Below are 21,512 nucleotides of genomic sequence, written 5' to 3'. Positions count from 1 at the left end.
GACTCAGCCCTTCACATAGACCCGGGTGCCGAGCGGGACGCGCTCGTACAGGTCGATGATGTCCTGGTTGAGCAGGCGGATGCAGCCCGAGGACACCTGCTGGCCGATGCTCCACGGCTCGATGGTGCCGTGGATGCGGAACATGGTGTCGCGATCGCCGTCATAGAGATAGAGCGCGCGCGGGCCGAGCGGGTTGGTCTCGCCGCCCGGCAGGCCGTTCTGGTAGGGCCCATAGCGCGCGGGCTGGAGGCGCACCATGTTGGCGGTGGGCGTCCAGTGGGGCCACTTCTCCTTGCGCTTGATGGTGGCCCAGCCGCGGAACGAATAGCCCTGCTTGCCGACGCCCACGCCGTAGCGGATCGCCGTGCCGTTGCGGCCGATGAGGTAGAGAAAGCGCTCGTTGATATCGACCACGATGGTGCCGGGCGCGTAGCCGGCCGGGGCCTGAACCTCCTGCCGCAGCCACTTGGGGTCCACCTCGGAGAGGTCCACCGCATCCACCGGGAACGGCTCGCCGTCCACCGGGCCGTACATCATGTTCGCGCGGCTCAGCGGCGCCGGCGGCGGGTTGGTGACGCACGCGGCCAGCGCCAGCGGCGCGCCCATGACGAACAGGCGGCGTCCCATCACGGGCACGTCGGCACTCTTCACCATTTCGGCCGTAGCTCGGGAAGCCTTGACCAGAACCTTCGGGAACAACCGGGGCAGGAACCGAGGCATGCTTTGACCACTCAGACGATGCGAGACCCTACGACGCACACAACGCACGACGCCGCGCTTCAGTTTCCTGTCTGCGCTCCGTTGCATTGAAGCCGGATAAGGTGGCGTTAAGGTTAACGCCCGGAAGTTGGAGTCCAACCTTGGGCGGGGCTGCCCAGCCATATCCCTGATCTAGCATCTTCCCGCCGATACGGGGTGGCGCATGGGCCACACCCGGTCCGCCATGTGCATCGCACAAACGTGAAAGTCCTGTTGGCGAGGCTGCGTCATTCGGCTCGCCCCAGCTTCGGGCAAGCCTCGCGGCCTAGCCCTTTGCTGGCATCGCGCGCTGCACAGGGCGGCGCTGAAGCGGCGCGGCATCGCCGCCCAGGACAGGACGAACAGCATGACGGCAAGCGCGCTGCGGGCCAGGCCCGAACCCGTGCATTCCGGGCGAGACACGGCAGCCAGGGAATTCGGCACGGTGGCCACCGGCATGGCGGCGCAACTGATGGCGGCTCTGCCGTGGGGTGTGCTGCTGTGCGAGGGCCGCAACCTCGCCGTGGTTCAGGCCAATGCAGCCGCCGCCGAGCTTCTGAACACCGTCGCCTCCGGCCTCGTCACCTCCCCGGCGGCGCTGCCGGGGCTGCCCCTCGCCCAGCTTCACCCCGCGCTGGCCGATCTCGGCCGCCACATCGCCGAGCCCGGTTTCCTGCCGCATGAAATGACCCTCGCGGTGGCCGGCGAGACGCTGGCGGTGACCCTCTCCGCCCTGCGCGACCGACACGGTGTCGTCGCTTATGTGATGGTCACGCTGCGCGCCGACACCGCCCGCGCGGCGCTGGAGGCGCGGGCCCAGCGGCTCCAGCAGATGATGGAGAACATGCCGGTGAACATCATGACCTGCGATCGCGAGACGCTGGTCATCGACTATGTGAACCGCACCAGCATCGAGACCCTGCGACGCATCGAATCCCACCTGCGGGTGAAGGCGGACCAGATGCTCGGCACGTCCATCGACGTGTTCCACAAGCATCCCGAGCGCCAGCGCGGCCTGCTCGCCGATCCGGCGAACCTGCCGCACAACGCCCGCATCCGGGTGGGGCCGGAGACGCTCGACCTGCGCGTTTCCGCCATCTTCAGGGCCGACGGCAGCTATGACGGCCCCATGCTTACCTGGGACGTGGTGACCGCCGCCGTCGCCACTGCCGAGGGCGTGACCGAGGTCGGGGAGGACATGTCCCGGACCTCCGAGGCCAGCCAGTCGGCCTCCGCCGAACTGCTCCAGCTCACCGAGCGCACCGAGCAGATGGCCACCACCGTGTCGTCCGCCGCGCAGGAGATGTCCGCCTCGTTCAGCGGCATCTCGCACCAGATCGAGCGCGCCAGCACCATGTCGCAGGAGGCGACGCAGCGCGCCGCCCGCACCAACGAACTGGTGGAGAGCCTCGCCACCAGCGTCGGCCGCATCGGCAACGTGACGACCCTCATCGAGAAGATCGCCGCCCAGACCAACCTGCTCGCGCTCAACGCCACCATCGAGGCGGCGCGCGTGGGCGAAGCCGGCAAGGGCTTCGCGGTGGTCGCGCAGGAGGTGAAGGCCTTGGCGCTCCAGACCGCCAAGGCGACGCAGGACATCCGCCATCAGGTGGAGCAGGTGCAGCAGGATGGTGGCGTCGCGGCCGAGGCGGTGTCCGACATCACCCAGAGCATCTCCAATCTGGGCGGCCTGTTCGTGGAGCTGTCGGCCGCCATGGCGCAGCAATCGTCCACCTCGCGCTCGGTCTCCGACAGCATCGACGGCGTCTCCCATGCCGCCTCCGACATCCGCCGCGCGGCCGTGGGCGTGCGCGCCATCGCCGATCAGGTGGCGGGTTATGCCGATCGCCTGCGGCGCGAGGTTTCGGCCCTGCTGCGCCGCTGATCCCGCACGGTTTCACGCAAACGGATGCACGGCCCTTCGCCAGACCGTGCGCCGCCTCGCCCCGCCCGGGCGAGGGGTGACGGCCCGCCCGCTTCCCCCGGGCGGGCCGCACGCCGTTCGATGGTCCGCGTGTGTCAGCCCGGCTCGAGGCCAAGCTCCCGGCAGGTGCCCTCGCTCTCGCGGGCCAGCTGGTCGAAATGGGCGGCGCGGTTGTTGCCCGCGCGCCAGAAGAAGCCCATGTCCCGCGTCGCCGGCCAGCCTTCCACCGTGAGCAGGGCAATGTGGTCCTGCACGCGGAATTCCGAGCGGGCGTAAAGCTCCGGGAACAGGGACAGGCCCATGCCCATGATGACCATCTGGCGCAGGGCATCGAGGCTCGTGCCCTCGTAATCCTCCCGCACCTGGGCACCGGAGGCCGCGGCGAGCGCCCGCGCGCTCTCGAACAGCTGGTGCCCGCGCCCGAGCGTGAGCAGCCGCTCGCCCTTGAGCTGGCCGATCTCCACGCTGCCGCCGTCCGCCAGACGGTGGTCCTTGCCGACGCCGAGATAGATGGCTTCCCGGCAGAGGCGGCGGAAGGTGAGCACCGAGGCGGACAAAGGTTGCGGGCCGAGGCCGCAATCGAGGTTGCCGGCGGTGACTTCCCGCTCGATCACCGAGGGGCGCTCCTCGCGGATATAGATCTGCAGCCCCGGATAGCGCCGGTGGAGCACCGGCAGCAAATGGGGCAGGAAGTACGGCCCGAAGGTCGGCGCGACGCCCAGCCGGATAAGCCCGCCGAGATTGTCAGCCCCGGTGGCGGCGGTGGCGACGATATCGTCCAGCGCCTGGAGGATGGAGCGGGCCGAGGCGATGACCCGCTCGCCGATGGCGGTGGGGATGACCCGGCCGCGCGTGCGGTCGAACAGCGGCGTGCCAAGCTGCTCCTCCAGCAGCGCCACCTGCACGGAGAGGGTCGGCTGCGAGACATGGCAGCGCTTGGCGGCCGCGCCGAAATGCCCGGTCTCGGCGAGGGCCACGACATATTCGAGCTGACGATGGCGCGGCCGGAAGGGCATGGGTTCATAGTCCAGAGCTATTGCCAATATAGCGACTATGGATTGGAGCTATCAAGCGTCCGGCCCCATCCTCTCCCTATCGAAAGGAGGTTGTCGTGGACCAGTTCATGAAATCGCTGACGACGCGCCACAGCCTGATCGAGGAGGAGATCTCCTCCGAGCAGACGCGGCCCGAGCCCGACCGCACCCGGGTGCTCGCGCTGAAGAAGATGAAGCTCCGCCTGCGCGACCAGATCGAATATCTGCGCCGGGAGGGGGCCGATATGGCCCGCGTCGTGGTGGTCCGCCGCAAGAGGTGGGCCGAAATGCCTCTCAAGCCGGCGCGATAGGCGCCATCCGTCCCGCGCGCCCCGAGCGCCCGGACCCTTTCCCTCAACAAACGAGGTCCGGGCCCCTCTGACGGGCGCGGATGCGGCCCGGCCTGCCCCCATCTGCCCCGGGGCAGGTCGGGTCCGTGCCCGCCCGCCATGTCGGTCCTCCTATCCGGTTTCCTGCCCGGCGCCCCGACCCTCGCGGGCGGCCGCCGCAGGCCACTGACAGGACCGTGCCATGGACCAGCTGATCGCTCTTTTCTTCCTTGATGTCGCCGGCAAGCCGCTGTGGCTCTGGCTCGGCTTCCTCGCCATCGTCTTTGCCCTGCTCGCCTTCGACCTCGGCGTGCTCCACCGCAACTCGCGGGAGATCGGCATCGCCGAAAGCCTCAGGCTCTCCGTCTTCTACATCGCCGTGGCGGCCGTGTTCGGTGGCTGGATCTGGGCCTCCATGGGGCCGCAGGCCGGCATGCAATACTTTACCGGCTATGCCATCGAGAAGGCGCTCTCCATCGACAACGTCTTCGTCATCTCGCTGATCTTCAGTTATTTCGCCATTCCCCGCGCCTATCAATACCGGGCGCTGGTGTGGGGCATCATCGCCGTGCTGGTGCTGCGCGGGCTGATGATCGGCGTGGGCGCGGCGCTGGTGCAGTCTTATGACTGGGTGCTGCTGCTGTTCGGCGCCTTCCTGGTGGTCACCGGCATCAAGATGCTGTTCGCCAGCGAGGGCGAGACGGATATCTCGCAGAATGCCGCGCTGCGCTTCCTCACCAAACGGATGCGGGTGACGCAGGAGCTGCATGGCGAACGCTTCTTCGTGCGCCAGCCCCACCCCGTCACCGGCAAGGCCGTGCTGTGGGCGACGCCGCTGTTCCTCGCCCTCGTGGTGATCAATATCGCGGACTTCGTGTTCGCGGTGGATTCGGTGCCGGCCATCTTCGCCATCACCACCGACACCTACATCGTGTTCACCGCCAACATCATGGCCATCCTCGGCCTGCGCGCCCTCTACTTCGCGCTGGCTGCCATGGTGCATCGCTTCTCGCACCTGAAGTACGCACTGGCCGGCGTGCTTGTGTTCATCGGCGGCAAGATCTTCTGGAGCCACTTCTTCGGCAAGGTGGACCCGGCCATCTCGCTGGGCGTGACGGTGGCCATGATCGCCGCCGGCATCCTCTTCTCGCTCCGGCGCACCGGCGGCGGGACGGATGTGAAGCACGCGGCGTGATCGGCCGCCTGAAACGAAAGAAGCCCCGTCCGGCCGGACGGGGCTTCTGTTTTTTAGGTGGGCGTCAGCCTCAGAAGGCGAGGGCTTTCGCCGCCTTCACCTGCGGCAGGGCCTGCACCTTGGCGAGCAGCTCGGCCGGCACCGCGCCATCCACCGCCACAAGGGCGATGGCATCGCCGCCCGCATGGTCACGGCCGAGGGCGAAGGTGGCGATGTTGATGCCGGCATCGCCGAGCAGGCCGGCGAAGCGGCCGATGAAGCCGGGCTTGTCCTCGTTGGTCACGTAGACCATGGCGGGGGCGAACTCGGCATCCACCTTGATGCCCTTGATGTTGACGATACGGGGATGCCCGTCCGCGAACACCGTGCCGGAGACGGAGCGCTCGAACTTCTCCGTCACCACCGTCACCGTGATGAGGCTTTCATAGTCGCCGGTGGCGGCGCGGGTGGTCTCCTCGATCACCACGCCGCGCTCCTTGGCGACGGAGGGCGCCGAGACCACGTTGATGTCGGCGAGCGCCGGGCGCAGCAGGCCCGCCACCGCCGCCGAGGTCAGCGCCTTCACCTTGAGGTCCGCCACCGCGCCCTCATAGATGATGCGCACGGTCTTGATGTCGGTGTCGGTGAGCTGGCCGGCGAAGGAGCCGAGCTTTTCCGCAAGCTCGATGAAGGGCTTGAGCTTCGGCGCCTCTTCCGCGGTGATGGAGGGGAAGTTCACCGCGTTGGAGATGGCGCCGGTGAGCAGATAGTCGCTCATCTGCTCGGCCACCTGCAGCGCGACATTCTCCTGCGCCTCGGTGGTGGCGGCGCCGAGGTGCGGCGTGCAGACCACGTTGGGATGGCCGAACAGCGGGTTGGTCTCGGCCGGCTCGATGGTGAACACGTCGAAGGCGGCGCCGGCCACATGCTTGCTGTCGAGCGCGGCGCGCAGTGCCTCCTCGTCCACCAGACCGCCGCGGGCGCAGTTGATGATGCGCACGCCCTTCTTGGTCTTGGCGAGGTTCTCGGCCGAGAGGATGTTCTTGGTCTTCTCGGTGAGGGGCGTGTGCAGGGTGATGAAGTCGGCGCGGGCGAGGAGGTCTTCCAGCTCCACCTTCTCCACGCCGAGGTCGAGGGCGCGCTCGGGCGAGAGGAAGGGGTCGAAGGCGATGACCTTCATCTTCAGCCCCACGCCGCGCTCGGCGACGATGGAGCCGATGTTGCCGCAGCCGATGATGCCGAGGGTCTTGCCCGTCACCTCGACGCCCATGAAGCGGTTCTTCTCCCACTTGCCGGCCTGGGTGGAGGCATCCGCCGCCGGAATCTCGCGGGCGAGGGCGAACATCATCGCGATCGCGTGCTCGGCGGTGGTGATGGAATTGCCGAACGGCGTGTTCATCACGATCACGCCCTTGGCGGTCGCGGCCGGGAGGTCCACGTTGTCGACGCCGATGCCGGCGCGGCCGATGACCTTGAGGCGGTTGGCCTTCTCCAGGATCTTCGGCGTCACCTTGGTGGCCGAGCGGATGGCAAGGCCGTCATAATTGCCGATGATCTCGGCCAGCTTGTCCTTGTCCTTGCCGAGGTCGGGCTGAAAATCCACCTCGACGCCACGGTCCTTGAAGATCTGGATGGCGGCCGGGGAAAGCTTGTCGGAGATGAGAACGCGGGGTGCCATGGGATGGGCTCCGTTTCGCGAATGGGATGGGCCGGGCATGCGCGGTCGTTCGCGCGTCTCCGGCGTGGACCTCGCCCGCTTGCGGGGGAGGAGAAATGGGGTGGTGGGCCACCTGGGGCTCTCCCCTCTCCCCTCGAACTCGGCTTTTGCCGAGTTCGACCTTCACGAACCGAACTCGGCAACAGCCGAGTTCGGACGGGAGAGGGGCCGGGGGTGAGGGGGCCCGCGGCGTGAGGAGCAGTGCTTTCGGCGAGGGCTTTACCCCTCACCCTAACCCTTTCCCGCAAGGGGAGAGGGGACTGGCTGCTCCCGGTCGGACCGCCAAATCTTAACCCGCCGAAATCACGCCGCCTTGGGCAGCGCGGACTTCGCCTCGGTGAAGGCCCAGTCGAGCCAGTGGGTCAGGGCTTCCACGTCGGCGCGCTCCACGGTCGCGCCGCACCAGATGCGCAGGCCGGGAGGGGCATCGCGATAGGCGCCGATGTCGTAGGCGATGCCGCCCTTCTCAAGGCCGGAGGCGATGGCCTTGGCGAAGGCGGCCTGCGCGTCGGCGGGGAGCGCGGTCACGTCCGCATCCACCACCTTCAGGCAGACCGAGGTGTTGGAGCGCGTCACCGGATCGGTGGCGAGGAAGTCCACCCACGGGGTGCGGTGCACCCACTGGGCGATGGCCTCGAAATTGCGGTTGGACCGCTCCTGGAGGGCGGACAGGCCGCCGATGTTCTTCGACCACTTGAGCGCATCGAGATAGTCCTCGACGCACAGCATGGACGGGGTGTTGATGGTCTCGCCCTCGAAGATGCCCTCGATGAGCTTGCCGCCCTTGGTCATGCGGAAGATCTTCGGCAGGGGCCAGGCCGGCTTGTAGCTCTCGAGCCGCTCCACCGCGCGGGGGGAGAGGATGAGCATGCCGTGGGCCGCCTCGCCGCCCAGCACCTTCTGCCAGGAGAAGGTGACCACATCGAGCTTGGCGAAATCGAGCTTCTGCGCGAACGCCGCCGAGGTGGCGTCGCAGATGGTCAGGCCCTCGCGGTCGGCCGGAATCCAGTCCGCGTCCGGCACCATGACGCCGGAGGTGGTGCCGTTCCAGGTGAAGACCACGTCGTGGGTGAAATCGACGCTCTTGAGGTCGGGCAGCTCGCCATAGGGGGCGGTCAGCGCGCGGGCGTCGGTGAGCTTGAGCTGTTTGACGACATCCGTCACCCAGCCCTCGCCGAAGCTTTCCCAGGCCAGCATGTCCACCGGGCGCGCGCCGAGCACGGACCACAGCACCATTTCCACGGCGCCGGTATCGGAAGCAGGGACGATGCCGATGCGGTAGTCGGCCGGGACTTCCAGCACCTCACGGGTGAGGTCGATGGCTTCCTTCAGCTTCACCTTGCCGACCTTGGCGCGATGCGAGCGGCCGAGGGGTGCGTCGGAAAGCCCTTCCAGCGTCCAGCCGGGACGCTTGGCGCAGGGGCCGGAGGAAAAATTGGGGTTTTCCGGACGGGTGGCCGGAGCAGGATTCGTCGTCATGTGGTCCATCCTTACAGATGGGCGCCTCCCGTTGGGGGGAGGTGTCCCACGGATGGGGTTACGCCTGAGGGCAGGGGGCGTCAAGGGTGATGAGGGTGTCCGTACTAGGATGTTCCCTTAAGCGACATCGCGGGAGGACACCCGGGGATGGGCCGTATGATCGATTCAATGAGTCGCTCTTGAGGTGCGATTCCAAAGTTCTTTTTGACAAATTTCAAATGAGAATCGTCGACCGCATATGAGAAACGAACGGCGGAACGGACAATATGTTGATTAACTTCTTTAGCGATTTGTCTCAGTGGGGCATGATTTAGATATTCAATCATTTTATCATCAGACGTCGCGACAAATAGTCGGGTCGGATCGATCGGAATTGCTAAATGGCCGTTGGGTTTTATGAGTCCATTCGTTCTGATGATCGGCCTGTCTGATGTCATTAATGGGACGCACTCCTTTGAAAGTTGGACGATTTTCCAATGCATATTATTTATCGTTTGTCCAACTCTGGCGTTATCGATAAGTTTAATTAATGTATTATATCCGTGTATTTCGACTTCGTGAATAGGCCGACTCATTAGGTATTCAGAAAATGTTTCAGGATCGCTTGCAGAGCGTCTGCTTTGATACTCCATTTCTTCAGTCTCATCTGTCCGTATAAATTCGATTTTCCACCAATTTTTTAGAATATCGATATCTTCGGGGCAGCGTAGTAAGAGAGATAATAGGAAGCGTGTCCATGCGCTTCTCAGTCGTGCATTTAATGTTACGTTTCCTTGATTCAACTGCCTTAATGCATCAGCAGCTAAAGAATCGACCGGGCGAAAAAATTTGCATTCGATCTGCTGCTTGAGATGGGGAGGAAATCCTTCTAGCTGATAGAGTCCGTCTACAAAGCCCGTTGCCTTAGGGCTCCTCCTGAGTGGCTTAACGGCACCACCATTCCTACTGTACTGACAAAGGCGGCCATCTGGGCTAACCCATCCCTTCAAGTAAAACTCTGGAATATAGTGGTGTCGTTGGGGTAAATCGGATGCCATAGGGGTCACGGCCTCTGATCAGCTAGCTCCACCCGCCGCGCCTTCACCCGCACGCCCACGAACGCCGCGATGAACACGCCCGTCATCAGCAGCACGATGGTCGGGGCGGGCGCCGAGTCCAGGAAGAAGGAGAGATAGACGCCGGCCAGCGAGCAGGAGACCGCCACCAGAACCGACACGGTGAGCATCCAGCCGAAGCGCTTCGTCACGAGAAACGCGATGGCCCCCGGCGCGATGAGCAGGGCCACGGCGAGGATGATGCCCACGGCTTTGAGCGCCGCGACGATGGTCAGCGAGAGCATCACCAGCAGGCCGTAATGCAAAAGGCCGGTGTGGAGGCCCACCGCCTTCGCCTGGGCGGGATCGAAGGCGTTCAGCAGCAGGTCACGCCATTTGGCCAGCAGCACCAAAGTCACGAGGCCGGCGATGATGGCGCTCTCGGCGATGTCGCCCCAGCTCACGCCCAGCATGTCGCCGAAGAGGATGTGGTCGAGGTGCACGTCGGTCTGGATCTTAGTGTAGAGCACCAGCCCCAGCCCGAACATGCCGGAGAAGACCACGCCCATCACGGTGTCTTCCTTCACCCGGCTATTGGCCTTGAGATAGCCGGTGCCAAGCGCGCAGACCATGCCGGCCACGAAGGCGCCGAAGGCGAGCGGCAGCCCGGCCATATAGGCCAGCACCACGCCCGGCAGCACCGCGTGGGAGACGGCATCCCCCATCAGCGACCAACCCTTCAGCACCAGGAAGCAGGACAGCAGCGCCATGGGCACCGCCACCAAGGCGGCGATGACGAGGGCGGTCTGCATGAAATCGAACTGGAAGGGGGCGAAAAGGCTCATGCCGCGCCCTCCTTCAGCGCCTCGGCCGCCTGCCGCCGCGCCGCCAGCACGCCGTGCTTGGGGGCGAAGACGAAGGCCAGGAGGAAGATCAGCGTCTGCAGCACCACGATGATGCCGCCCGTCGCCCCGTCGAGGAAATAGGAGGCGTAGGCGCCGACGAAGCAGGTGGTGGCGCCGATGGCGACCGACAGGGCGATCAGCCGGGGGAAGCGGTCGGTGAGGAGATAGGCGGTGGCGCCGGGCGTCACCACCATGGCGATGACGAGGAAGGCGCCCACCGTCTGCAATGCTGCCACCGTGGAGGCAGCGAGCAAAGTGAAGAACATCACCTTGAGCGCCGTGGGCTTGAGGCCGATGGAGCGGGCGTGGCTCTCGTCGAAGAAGGTCACCATCAGGTCCTTCCAGAACACGAGCAGCAAGGCCAGCGAGACGAAGCCGATGATGGCGAGTTGCAGCGTGTCGGCGGGCGAGATGGCGAGGATGTTGCCGAGCACGATGGTCTGCACGTTCACCGAGGTCGGCGACAGGGAGACCATGAACAGGCCGAGCCCGAAGAAGGAGGTGAAGATGAGGCCGATGACGGCATCCTCCTTCAGCTTGGTCCGCTCCTGCAAAAACAGCATTGCCCCCGCCGCCAGCGCCCCGGCGAAGAAGGCGCCCACCGAGAAGGGCAGCCCCAGCATGTAGGCCCCGGCCACGCCCGGCACGATGGAATGGGAGAGGGCATCGCCGATCAGCGACCAGCCCTTGAGCATGAGGAAGGCGGAGAGGAAGGCGCACACGGCGCCCACCAGCGCCGACACCCACATGGCGTTGACCATGTAGGAATAGGAGAAGGGTTCGAGGAGGAGCGTCATGGCGTGCCCCCTTGGCGCCGGCCAGCATCCCGGCCGACCGCAGCGGAGCGTGAGCGCAGCGAAGGGAGAGCCGGGATCCAGCGCAAGGACGTGACGAAGGCGCCTTGCCGCGGAGGTCGCCGGACTGGGCCTGCTGCGCAGGAGTCTTGCGCTGGGCCCCGGCTCAGCGCTCCCGCTGCGCTGTCGCTTGGCCGGGGCGCGAGGGCGGCGTGATCTGCGCCCATCACCCGATCCCCTCGCTCGAGCCCGCCGTGCCGCTCTGGGCGGGGCGGTCCTTGTAGAGGACGAGGGGGCGCTCGTCGTCGGTGAGCACCCCCAGCGTGCCGGGCGTGGCGGCGTGGCTCTCGTCCAGCACGAAATGGCGCAGCACGCCGCCGAAGGCCTTTTCGAGGTTCGCTTGCGTGAACACCTCGGAGGTGAGGCCGTAGGCGAGCACGGTGCCCTTCACCAGCACCGTGCGGTCGCAGAATTCGGGCACCGAGCCGAGATTGTGGGTGGAGACCAGCATCACCCGCCCCTCGTCCCGCAAGGCGCGCAGCAAAGCGATGATGGCGTCCTCGGTCTTCACGTCCACGCCGGTGAAGGGCTCGTCCAGCAGGATCACGCGGGCGTCCTGCGCCAGTGCGCGGGCGAGGAATACGCGCTTCCTCTGCCCGCCGGAGAGCTCGCCGATCTGCCGTTTGCGGAAGTCCAGCATGTTGACGCGGGAGAGCGCCGCCTCCACCGCCGCGCGGTCGGCGGCGCCGGGAATGCGCAAGAGGTTCATGTGGCCGTAGCGGCCCATCATCACCACGTCCTCGACGAGGACGGGGAAGGTCCAGTCCACCTCCTCGGCCTGCGGCACATAGGCGACCACGTTGCGCTTCAGCGCCTCCGGCACGCTCAGCCCCAAGATGCGCACCTCGCCCCGCGCCGCCTTGAGGAAGCCCATGATGGTCTTGAACAAGGTGGACTTGCCGGAGCCGTTCACCCCCACCAGCGCGGTGATGGTGCCGATGGGAATGGCGAAGCTCGCATCGCGCAAAGCGGTGTGGCCGTTGCGATAGGTGACGGTGACGTGCTCGACCAGAATGCCGGCGCCGGCCTCGGCGAGAGCCTGCCGGGTGAGGGGGGCGTTCATGGCGCCACCTTGCCGGTGAGGCCGGCGGCGATGGTGCCGCTCGTCACCTTCAGGAGGTCGAGATAGGTGGGCACCGGGCCGGAAGGGTCGGAGAGGGAATCCACATAGAGCACGCCCCCGTAGCGGGCCCCCGTCTCCCGCGCCACCTGCTTGGCCGGCTCGGCCGAGATGGTGCTTTCCGAGAAGATGACCGGGATGTGGTCCTTCCTGATCACGTCCACCACGCGGCGCACCTGCTGGGGGGTGCCCTGCTGGTCGGCGTTGATGGGCCAGAGATAGAGCGCCTTCAGCCCGAAATCGCGGGCGAGGTAGGAGAAGGCCCCCTCGCTGGTGACGAGCCAGCGCTGCTCGGCCGGCACCTTCTCCAGCTCGGCGCGGATCGGGTCGATGGCGGCGGTGATCTTCGCCTTGTAGGCGGCGGCGTTGGCGGTGTAGGTCGCGGCGTTGGCCGGATCGTACTTCGCCAGCGCGTCGCGGATGTTGTCCACGTAGATCAGTGCGGCGGACGGCGACATCCACGCATGGGGATTGGGCTTGCCGCTATAGGGGCCGTCCGTGATGCCCATGGGCTCCACGCCCTTCGAGACCACCACGCTCGGCACGTTCTTGAGGCGGGAGAAAAATTTCTCGAACCACAGTTCGAGGTTCAGCCCGTTCCACAGGATCAGGTTCGCCCCCTGCGCCTTGATGAGGTCGCCGGGCGTGGGCTGGTAATTGTGGATCTCGGCGCCGGGCTTGGTGATGCTCTCCACCTGCGCGGCGTCGCCCGCCACGTTCTTCGCCATGTCGGCGATGACGGTGAAGGTGGTCACCACCTTGAACGGCGCCGCCGCACGGGCCGGCGCGGCGAAGGCCACCGCCGCGGCGGCGAGGAGAAGCGCCGGAAAATGCCGGCGGGACAGGACAAAGGCGTCGGGCACGGGAATGCTCCGGTCCGGCGGTCGTGACGGGCGCGGCCGCCTTAGTTGCGATCAATTCGCAAAAACTACCGCACCCTTCCTGCAATTGCAAATTATTCGCAATAAAGGTCGAGCTACAGCGTCTCTTTCTGCGCCGCAGCAGCGGGCTCCGCAAGGCCCGGCGCCGCCTCGACCGAAGGCCCGGAGGGGAACGGAACCGAAGGGTCGGCCCGGTTTCCGCCCTCCACCGCCTGCTCGGCCGCAGCCGCGGCGGCGATATCGTTCTGCGAGGTCTCCAGCACGTGCGCCAGCATGCCGCGCGCCACCTCCCGCTCGCCCATGATGATGAAGTTGGCCCCGCTCTGGCGCAGGTGCTCCACCTCCGCATCCGAATGGGCGCGGGCGACGATCTCGATGCCGGGATTGAGCTGGCGCGCCTTCTTCAGCACGTTGCTGGCCTCGAACCCGTCGGGGATGGCGAGGATGATGCGGCGCGCCCCCGCGACATTCGCCGCGGTGATGGCGGGGGCCGAGGCGGCGTTGGCGTTCACTGCCTCAAGACCCAGACGCTTCAGCTCTTCCAGCCGGTCACCCTGGTCCTCGATGACGAGGAACGGCGTGCCCGCCGCCTTCAGCCCGTCGGCGACAAGGCGGCCCACCCGGCCGTAGCCGACCAGCACGGTATGGTTGGTGAGCGCCGTCTCCGGCAGCGCCGGCACGGGCTTGGGGGCCGGGGCGGGCGCGGCGGCAGCGGGCTTTTCGGGCCGCAACGGCGCCTGGCGTGCGCGGTAGCGGTCCAGCACCAGGAAGAAGAAGGGATTGGCGAGGATGGAGATGATCGCCGCCGCGAGGATCAGGTCGCGTCCTTCGGCCGGCAGCAATTGCAGGTCCACCCCCAGCGCCACGAGGATGAAGGAGAACTCGCCGATCTGCGCCAGCGAGGCGGAGATGGTGAAGGCGGTGGAGTTGCCGTAGCCGAACGCCCGCACGATGAGGAAGGCGGCGATCGACTTGCCGAACAGCACGATCAGCACCGTCACCAGCAGCGGAATCGGGCTCTTCAGCACGATGGAGGGGTCCACCAGCATGCCGACCGAGACGAAGAACAGCACGGCGAAGGCGTCGCGCAGGGGCAGCGTCTCCTCTGCGGCGCGATGGGAGAGGGGGCTCTCGCTCAGCACCATGCCGGCGAAGAAGGCGCCGAGCGCGAACGACACGCCGAACAGCTTGGCCGAGCCGAAGGCGACGCCCAGCGCGATGGCCAGCACCGCCAGGCGGAACAGCTCGCGCGAGCCGATATGCGCCACCCAGTGCATGATCCAGGGAATGACGCGGCGGCCCACCACCAGCATCAGCACCACGAAGCCGGCGACCTTCACCAGCGTGACGGCGAGCGTGGTCCAGACATCGCCGCCGAGGCCCAGCCAGTCGATGGTGCCGGTGGTGACGGTCCGTCCGCCCAGCGCGCCGGACAGCGCCGGCAGCAGCACGAGGGCGAGGACCATGGCGAGGTCCTCGACGATGAGCCAGCCCACCGCAATGCGCCCCTGTTCGCTCTCCACCATGCGCCGCTCCTGCAGCGCGCGCAGCAGCACGACGGTTGAGGCGACCGACAGGGCGATGCCGAAGACGATGCCGGCCCCGAGGTTCCAGCCCATGGCCCAGGTGAGGCCCATGCCCATGAGGGTCGCCACGCCGATCTGCACGACGGCGCCGGGTATGGCGATGGCTTTCACCGACAGGAGGTCGGAGAGGGAGAAATGCAGGCCGACGCCGAACATCAGGAGGATGACGCCGATCTCCGCCAGCTCCAGCGCCAGATGCTCATCGGCGACGAAGCCCGGCGTGAACGGGCCCACGAGGACGCCGGCGAGGAGATAGCCGACCAGCGGCGACAGCTTGAGGCGCTGCGCGACGGCACCGAGCACGAAGGCGAGCACGAAGGCCCCGACGAGGGTCGCAATGAGCGGCGTGTCGTGGGGCAAGCGTGTCCTCCATGCGGCAATGGGCGCCACTCAGCGCCCCCGGGGCGCAGCATGACGGCAGGGTCTGGGATGAGGGTCAAGCGGCGGATGCCGTTACCCGTTTGCCATCATGCGCGCGGAAGACGGCACTGTCATGGCATGGGTGCCGGAACGGAAACTTTCTTGCGTCCCGCGCGGGTCGGTTCGCCGGCCGCGACCTTGCCGTGGCCCGCCCCGTCCTCTAAGACGCCCCGACCCCTGCATTTACCGAGCGGGACACGGGTCCCGAAGCATCATGGCCAAAGAATTCAAGCCGAAGGCGCGGCTCCCGCGCGGCCTTGTCGACCGCACCGGCGCGGAGCTGTCTGCCACCCGCGCCATGCTGGAGAAGATCCGCGCCGTCTATGCGCTTTACGGCTTCGAGGCGCTGGAGACCCCGGCCATCGAATACACCGATGCGCTCGGCAAGTTCCTGCCGGACCTCGACCGGCCCAATGAGGGCGTCTTCTCCTTCCAGGACGATGACGAGCAGTGGCTGTCGCTGCGCTACGACCTCACCGCTCCGCTGGCGCGCTACGTGGCCGAGCATTTCGAGCAATTGCCCAAGCCCTATCGCTCCTACCGGGCGGGCTACGTCTTCCGCAACGAGAAGCCCGGCCCCGGCCGCTTCCGCCAGTTCATGCAGTTCGATGCCGATACGGTGGGCGCCCCCTCGGTCGCGGCCGATGCGGAGATCTGCATGATGGCTGCCGACACGCTGGAGGCGGTGGGCATTCCGCGCGGCGCCTATGTGGTGAAGGTGAACAACCGCAAGGTGCTCGACGGCGTGATGGAGGCCATCGGCCTCGGCGGCGACGAGAATGCCGGCCGCCGCCTCACCGTGCTCAGGGCCATCGACAAGTTCGACAAGTTCGGCGCCGAGGGCGTCGCGCTCCTGCTCGGTCCCGGCCGCAAGGACGAGAGCGGCGACTTCACCAAGGGCGCCGGTCTCGATGACCGGCAGGCCGCCGTGGTGCTCGCCATGCTCACGGGCAAGGGCGTGCGTGCTACCGACGTGGGCGTCGAGGTGGAGCTGGACGACGTCCAGCTCGCCGCAGCGCTCGCCGGCAACGCCGCCTTCCAGGAAGGCATGGCCGAGCTGAACGACATCCGCACCCTGCTCGCTGCCGGCGGCTATCAGGACCGGGTGAAGATCGACCCCAGCGTGGTGCGCGGCCTCGAATATTACACCGGCCCCGTCTACGAGGCCGAGCTGACCTTCGAGATCACCGACGAGACCGGCCGCCCCGTGCGCTTCGGCTCGGTGGCCGGCGGGGGGCGCTATGACGGCCTCGTCGCCCGCTTCCGCGGCGAGAAGGTGCCGGCCACCGGCTTCTCCATCGGCGTCTCCCGCTTGCTCGCGGCCCTCGCCTTTCTCGGCAAGATGGATGCGGACGCCGAGGTCGGCCCCGTCGTGGTGCTGGCCATGGACAAGGAGCCGGCCCGCATCGCCGATTATATGAAGATGGTGTCCGAGCTGCGCGCGAGCGGCATCCGCGCCGAGATGTATCTCGGCGGCGCCGGCATGAAGGCGCAGATGAAGTATGCCGACCGCCGCGGCGCCCCGGCCGTCATCATCCAGGGGTCAAACGAGAAGGATGCGGGCGAGGTCCAGATCAAGGATCTGGTTGAAGGCGCCCGCATAGCTGCCGGCATCGCCGACAATGCGGAGTATCGCGCCGCCCGCCCGGCCCAGTTCGCGGTCAAGGAGAGCGAGATGATCGCCGCCATCCGCGACGTGCTGGAGCGCCGCGCCGCCCCCTCGCTGGGATTGGACGACTGAGCCTGCCCGCCGTCCCCTGAACGAAAAAGGGCCCGCCTCCGGCCGGAGGCGGGCCCTTTTCTGTCTGGCTCCCCGCCTCAGAGATAGGCGAGGCGGCGGTCTCGGCGGCGGTCCTGCACCGGCTGGTAGGCGATGCGGGCGTGGGTCTGGCAATAGGGCATGCCCGGATTGGCCTTGCCGCCGCAGAAGTGGAAGCTCTCGGTGCCGGGCTCGCCCAGCGGCCAGCGGCAGGTGCTCTCGGTGAGCTGCATGATGGTGCAGCCCTGGGTCATGGGCACCACGTTGTCGCTCATCACGGGGGCGGGCGCCGGTGCCTCTTCCGGTGCCTCGTCCAGATCGGCCGCGAGGGCGGTGTTGCCGATGGTGGTCGGCCGCTGCGGCCGTGCCTGATTGTCGGGGCGCCCGGCGGGTGCGCCCATCGGTCCACCCATGGGACCGGTCTTGGCCGGCGCCGTTCCGCTGGCGCGGGGACGCGCCGGGGCAGGAGCGGCCTTCGCCCGGCCGGACAGGCCGAGGCGGTGCACCTTGCCGATGACGGCATTGCGCGTCACCTCGCCGAGCTCCGTGGCGATCTGGCTCGCGGAGAGGCCTTCGCTCCAGAGCTTTTTCAAGAGTTCGACGCGCTCGTCATTCCAGCTCATCGCTCTTCTCCATTTGCCGCATCTACTTGCCGCATTTCAACCGGCAGCATCTCAAGAACGCCGCGGGCGCCGGAAACGCTCGGCGCCGCTTCAGCCATGGGCGGGAACGCCGGTTGGGGCGCGTCCCGGATCGTGATTTCCGCAGGGCGGACTCCCTCCCCGTTCCCGTGCGCGGCAAAGCGCTCGGATGGACCCGGATCGCGGTTCCTGGAAGAGGGTTCCTGATGCCCCTGCGCACGACATCTCGTGGCTGACCTTCAAGAACCTACAATATGGCCGGTCCTCGCAACAGAGTCGGCAAGGGGTCGCGGAGCGTTTTCCCCAGCTCCTTAAGGCTTCGTTTACCCTTGCGCGGCGGGAGGTCGCGGTTGCGATTCGCATCTTGGCGGGCGATCGGTTGACCTCCCGCGCGTGTTCATTAGAATCGGGAGGTCGGGCCGCCCCCGCTTGGGCGGCCTTTTTTAGTTTGTGCGCGCGGCATGGCCACAGCCCTGCTGTCGCACAGTGTTCGTCAACCCGTGCAACCTCGAGGCCAGGAAGCCTGCATCGAAGTCCCCTAGGAGGATAGTGTGATCACCCCCGTTCTGCCGACCTACGCACGCATCGACCTCCAATTCGAGAGGGGAGAGGGCTGCTGGCTCGTCACGACGGACGGGCGACGTTTCCTCGACTTCACTGCCGGCATCGCCGTGAACGTGCTGGGCCACGCCAACCCCTATCTCGCCGCCGCGCTCTCCGAGCAGGCGACGAAGCTGTGGCACGTGTCCAACCTGTTCCGCATCCCGGGCGCCGAGAAGCTGGCCGCGCGAATGACGGCAGCGACCTTCGCGGACACCATGTTCTTCACCAATTCCGGTGCGGAAGCGCTGGAGTGCGCCATCAAGATGGCGCGCCGCTATCAGTATGTGAGCGGCCATCCGGAGAAGAACCGGATCATCACCTTCGAGGGCGCCTTCCACGGCCGCACGCTGGCGACCATCGCCGCCGGCGGCAACCCGAAATATCTCGAAGGCTTCGGCCCGGACCTTCCGGGCTTCGACCAGGTGCCGTTCGGCGATCTCGACGCCGCCCGCGCCGCCGTGACCTCCGAGACCGCCGCCATTCTGGTAGAACCGGTGCAGGGCGAGGGCGGCGTGCGCGTGCCGCCGGCCGGCTTCCTCGCCGGCCTGCGCCAGCTGTGCGACGAGAACGGCCTGCTGCTGGTGCTCGACGAAGTGCAGAGCGGTGTCGGCCGCACCGGGCGCCTGTTCGCCCATGAGTGGACCGGCATCACCCCGGACATCATGTCGGTGGCCAAGGGCATCGGCGGCGGCTTCCCTATGGGTGCTTGCCTTGCCACCGAAGAGGCCGCCAAGGGCATGACGGTGGGCACCCACGGCTCCACCTATGGCGGCAACCCGCTGGCCATGGCGGTGGGCAATGCGGTGCTGGACGTGGTGCTGGAGGATGGCTTCCTCGATCGCGTGAACCGCGTCGCCGGCCGCTTCCAGCAGCGCCTCGCCGAGCTGCGCGACAGCCATCCGGCCGTCATCGCCGAGCTGCGCGGGCAGGGCCTGCTGCTCGGCATCAAGGCCGCCGTGCCGGCGCCCGATCTGATCGCGGCGCTGCGCGAGGAGGGCATGCTGGTGCCCGGCGCCGCCGAGAACGTCATCCGCCTCCTGCCGCCGCTCACCGTGAGCGAGGAGGAGGTCGCCATCGCAGCCGACAAGATCGAAGCCGCCTGCCGGCGCATCGAGGCGCGCCTCGCCGCCGATCCGGTGAAGGGGGCGGCCGAATGAGGGGGAATGGGGTGCGTCATTTTCTCGACCTGTCCGAGATCCCGGCCGAGGAGCTGCGCCGGGTTCTGGACTTCTCCAAGGACCTGAAGGCCCGCCGCAAGGCGGGCGAGCCGGTGGAAAAGCCGCTCGCCGGCAAGTCGCTGGCCATGGTGTTCGACAAGCCGTCCACCCGCACGCGCGTGTCGTTCGACCTCGCCATGCGCCAGCTGGGCGGCGAGACCATCATGCTCACCGGCCAGGAGATGCAGCTCGGCCGCGGCGAGACCATCGCCGACACGGCCCGCGTGCTGTCGCGCTTCGTCGACGCCATCATGATCCGGATCCTGGACCATGACGACCTGACCGAGCTCGCCAAATACGCCACGGTGCCGGTCATCAACGGCCTCACCCGCATCAGCCATCCCTGTCAGGTGATGGCGGACGTGATGACCTTCGAGGAGCATCGCGGCCCCATCACCGGCCGCTCGGTGGCCTGGACCGGCGACGCCAACAACGTGCTGGCCTCGTGGGTGCATGCCGCCGACCGCTTCGACTTCACCCTGAAGGTGGCGACGCCCAAGGAATTGTCGCCGCGCCAGGCGCTGAAGGATTTCGTGAAGCGCACCAAGGCCAAGGTGAAGTTCATGCGCGACCCGGAAGAGGCGGTGGAGGGCGTCGATTGCGTCATCACCGACACCTGGGTCTCCATGGGCGACAAGGAGGCCGAGCGCCGCCACAACATCCTCAAGCCCTATCAGGTCAATTCGGCCCTGATGGCGCGGGCGGACAAGGACGCCATCTTCATGCACTGCCTGCCCGCCCATCGCGGGGAGGAGGTGACGGACGTGGTGATGGACGGTCCCCAGTCCGTGGTGTTCGACGAGGCGGAGAACCGCCTGCATGCCCAGAAGGGCGTGCTCGCCTGGTGCTTCGACGCGGTGGGCGGCTGAGCCTTCCGCTGCGGGGACATTGCGAGCCGGGTTGAAACGGCCCGGCTCGTGAATATGTGTGGGGCCAGACACTTGAAACCATGCAACCCCCTGGACCCATGACCGTGCGCTGAGCGCTGGCACGCGGGTCCGGCACGTCCGGAGACCTTTCATGAAGGGCGAGCGCACCCGCACCGCCACCCGCGCTGCTTCCGAGGCGACGCAGGACGATATCGTTACCGCCTTCCAGGTGGACGCCCTCGACATTCGCGGCCGCACGGTCCGCCTCGGCCCCACGCTCGATGCGCTGCTCGCCCGTCACGCCTATCCGCCCGCGGTGAAGCGCGTGGTGGGAGAGGCGGTCACGCTCGCCGTGCTGCTTGGCTCCTCGCTGAAGTTCGAGGGCCGCTTCATCCTCCAGACCCAGACCGACGGGCCGGTGGATATGGTGGTGGCCGACTTCGTCAGCCCGGACAAGATCCGCGCCTATGCCCGCTACGATGCCGATGCGCTCGCTGAGGCCGAGCGCCGCAACGAGACCTCGCCGGCGGCGCTGCTGGGCCGCGGCCATCTCGCCATGACCATCGACCAGGGCATCAGCACCAACCGCTATCAGGGCGTGGTCGCCCTCGACGGCTCGGGGCTGGAGGCGGCGGCGCACGAATATTTCCACCAGTCCGAGCAGATCCCCACCCGCGTGCGCCTCGCCGTGGGCGAGGAGATGAAGCCGGGCGGCGCGGAGTCCAGCTGGCGCGCCGGCGGCCTGCTCGCCCAGTTCCTGCCGCAGGACGCCTCCCGCGCCCGCATGGCCGACCTCTCCCCGGGCGACGCGCCCGAGGGCGTGGAAGAGCACAAGGTGGACGAGGACGACGCCTGGGTGGAGGCCCGCTCCCTCGTCGGCACGCTGGAGGACGTGGAGCTGATCGACCGCGACCTCTCCTCCGAGCGGCTGCTCTACCGCCTGTTCCACGAGCGGGGGGTGCGGGTGTTCGATCCGCTGCCCATCGCCGCGCGCTGCTCCTGCTCGCGGGAGAAGGTCTCCGGCGTCCTCGCCTCCTTCGGCCCGGAGGAGCGGCGGGAGATGATCCAGGACGACGGCAAGGTGACGGTGACCTGCGAATTCTGCGGCCGCACCTACAAGTTCACCGCCGAGGAGGTTCTCGGCCGGGCGGACGGGTGACACTTTAGGTGTGCCGTCGTGCTCCGGTTCGGTGGGCAGGGGTAAGAGGCGGCGCCCGCGCCGCAAGAG

Annotated in this window: 18 protein-coding genes; 7 read left to right on the top strand and 11 right to left on the bottom strand. The window is 67.2% G+C overall.

All coding sequences use genetic code 11. The features are described 5' to 3' along the window. Window positions 1-3 precede the first annotated feature (3 nt). Complete coding sequence (locus D7006_RS21390) at window positions 4-654, bottom strand: L,D-transpeptidase (RefSeq protein ID WP_237354473.1); 651 nt, start codon at window positions 652-654, stop codon at window positions 4-6. A 451-nt stretch (window positions 655-1,105) separates the two neighbouring features. Between D7006_RS21390 and D7006_RS21385 the strand changes: the two genes are divergently transcribed. Beyond that, window positions 1,106-2,623 (top strand): methyl-accepting chemotaxis protein, encoded by a 1,518-nt coding sequence (locus D7006_RS21385; protein WP_237354472.1) that lies wholly within the window; start codon window positions 1,106-1,108, stop codon window positions 2,621-2,623. A 134-nt stretch (window positions 2,624-2,757) separates the two neighbouring features. Here D7006_RS21385 and D7006_RS21380 read toward each other — a convergent pair whose 3' ends face one another. Then, window positions 2,758-3,678 carry a hydrogen peroxide-inducible genes activator gene (locus D7006_RS21380; RefSeq protein WP_237354471.1) on the bottom strand — a complete coding sequence of 307 codons (921 nt, stop codon included), beginning with the start codon at window positions 3,676-3,678 and terminating at the stop codon, window positions 2,758-2,760. A gap of 95 nt (window positions 3,679-3,773) precedes the next feature. Between D7006_RS21380 and D7006_RS21375 the strand changes: the two genes are divergently transcribed. After that, window positions 3,774-4,007: a YdcH family protein gene (locus D7006_RS21375; protein ID WP_169121718.1), complete on the top strand. Its 234-nt coding sequence runs from the start codon at window positions 3,774-3,776 to the stop codon at window positions 4,005-4,007. 220 nt (window positions 4,008-4,227) lie between these two features. Then, window positions 4,228-5,220, top strand: coding sequence for a TerC family protein (locus tag D7006_RS21370; protein WP_237354470.1), 993 nt, complete (start codon window positions 4,228-4,230; stop codon window positions 5,218-5,220). Between the two features lie 70 nt (window positions 5,221-5,290). On the opposite strand, the gene serA is transcribed toward D7006_RS21370, so the two are convergent. From serA to ybaL, 8 genes are all read right to left on the bottom strand, one after another. Continuing rightward, the gene (serA, locus tag D7006_RS21365) at window positions 5,291-6,877 is read right to left on the bottom strand and encodes a phosphoglycerate dehydrogenase (RefSeq protein ID WP_229645620.1); all 1,587 of its coding nucleotides are present in this window, start codon (window positions 6,875-6,877) and stop codon (window positions 5,291-5,293) included. A gap of 342 nt (window positions 6,878-7,219) precedes the next feature. Beyond that, window positions 7,220-8,395, bottom strand: coding sequence for a phosphoserine transaminase (locus tag D7006_RS21360; RefSeq protein ID WP_168457376.1), 1,176 nt, complete (start codon window positions 8,393-8,395; stop codon window positions 7,220-7,222). A gap of 104 nt (window positions 8,396-8,499) precedes the next feature. Beyond that, window positions 8,500-9,432: a DUF4238 domain-containing protein gene (locus tag D7006_RS21355; RefSeq protein WP_169121714.1), complete on the bottom strand. Its 933-nt coding sequence runs from the start codon at window positions 9,430-9,432 to the stop codon at window positions 8,500-8,502. A gap of 5 nt (window positions 9,433-9,437) precedes the next feature. Beyond that, window positions 9,438-10,274, bottom strand: coding sequence for a metal ABC transporter permease (locus D7006_RS21350; protein ID WP_237354469.1), 837 nt, complete (start codon window positions 10,272-10,274; stop codon window positions 9,438-9,440). After that, window positions 10,271-11,131 carry a metal ABC transporter permease gene (locus D7006_RS21345; RefSeq protein ID WP_237354468.1) on the bottom strand — a complete coding sequence of 287 codons (861 nt, stop codon included), beginning with the start codon at window positions 11,129-11,131 and terminating at the stop codon, window positions 10,271-10,273. The genes D7006_RS21350 and D7006_RS21345 overlap by 4 nt, the downstream gene beginning before the upstream one ends. 223 nt (window positions 11,132-11,354) lie before the next feature. Then, window positions 11,355-12,251 carry a manganese/iron ABC transporter ATP-binding protein gene (locus D7006_RS21340; protein WP_169121711.1) on the bottom strand — a complete coding sequence of 299 codons (897 nt, stop codon included), beginning with the start codon at window positions 12,249-12,251 and terminating at the stop codon, window positions 11,355-11,357. After that, window positions 12,248-13,171, bottom strand: coding sequence for a metal ABC transporter substrate-binding protein (locus D7006_RS21335; protein WP_371744970.1), 924 nt, complete (start codon window positions 13,169-13,171; stop codon window positions 12,248-12,250). Before D7006_RS21335 ends, D7006_RS21340 begins: the two co-directional genes overlap by 4 nt. Window positions 13,172-13,284: 113 nt before the next feature. After that, window positions 13,285-15,135 carry a YbaL family putative K(+) efflux transporter gene (ybaL, locus tag D7006_RS21330; RefSeq protein ID WP_237354467.1) on the bottom strand — a complete coding sequence of 617 codons (1,851 nt, stop codon included), beginning with the start codon at window positions 15,133-15,135 and terminating at the stop codon, window positions 13,285-13,287. A gap of 271 nt (window positions 15,136-15,406) precedes the next feature. Here ybaL and hisS point away from each other — a divergent pair, with 271 nt between their 5' ends. Then, window positions 15,407-16,936, top strand: coding sequence for a histidine--tRNA ligase (gene hisS, locus D7006_RS21325; protein WP_371745134.1), 1,530 nt, complete (start codon window positions 15,407-15,409; stop codon window positions 16,934-16,936). A gap of 77 nt (window positions 16,937-17,013) precedes the next feature. On the opposite strand, the gene D7006_RS21320 is transcribed toward hisS, so the two are convergent. Continuing rightward, on the bottom strand, window positions 17,014-17,577 hold the full coding sequence (locus D7006_RS21320) for a GcrA family cell cycle regulator (RefSeq protein WP_237354465.1): 564 nt from the start codon (window positions 17,575-17,577) through the stop codon (window positions 17,014-17,016). 569 nt (window positions 17,578-18,146) lie between these two features. Here D7006_RS21320 and D7006_RS21315 point away from each other — a divergent pair. The 3 genes from D7006_RS21315 (at window position 18,147) to D7006_RS21305 (ending at window position 21,443) form a co-directional block, all read left to right on the top strand. Then, window positions 18,147-19,355, top strand: coding sequence for an aspartate aminotransferase family protein (locus tag D7006_RS21315; protein ID WP_169121707.1), 1,209 nt, complete (start codon window positions 18,147-18,149; stop codon window positions 19,353-19,355). Continuing rightward, on the top strand, window positions 19,352-20,284 hold the full coding sequence (gene argF, locus D7006_RS21310) for an ornithine carbamoyltransferase (protein WP_024277207.1): 933 nt from the start codon (window positions 19,352-19,354) through the stop codon (window positions 20,282-20,284). Before D7006_RS21315 ends, argF begins: the two co-directional genes overlap by 4 nt. Window positions 20,285-20,435: 151 nt before the next feature. Beyond that, on the top strand, window positions 20,436-21,443 hold the full coding sequence (locus D7006_RS21305) for an Hsp33 family molecular chaperone (RefSeq protein ID WP_237354464.1): 1,008 nt from the start codon (window positions 20,436-20,438) through the stop codon (window positions 21,441-21,443). Window positions 21,444-21,512 lie beyond the last annotated feature (69 nt).

Source organism: Xanthobacter sp. YC-JY1, assembly GCF_021730305.1.
GTDB classification, from domain to species: domain Bacteria; phylum Pseudomonadota; class Alphaproteobacteria; order Rhizobiales; family Xanthobacteraceae; genus Xanthobacter; species Xanthobacter flavus.
This window is presented reverse-complemented; position numbering and strand designations above follow the sequence as displayed.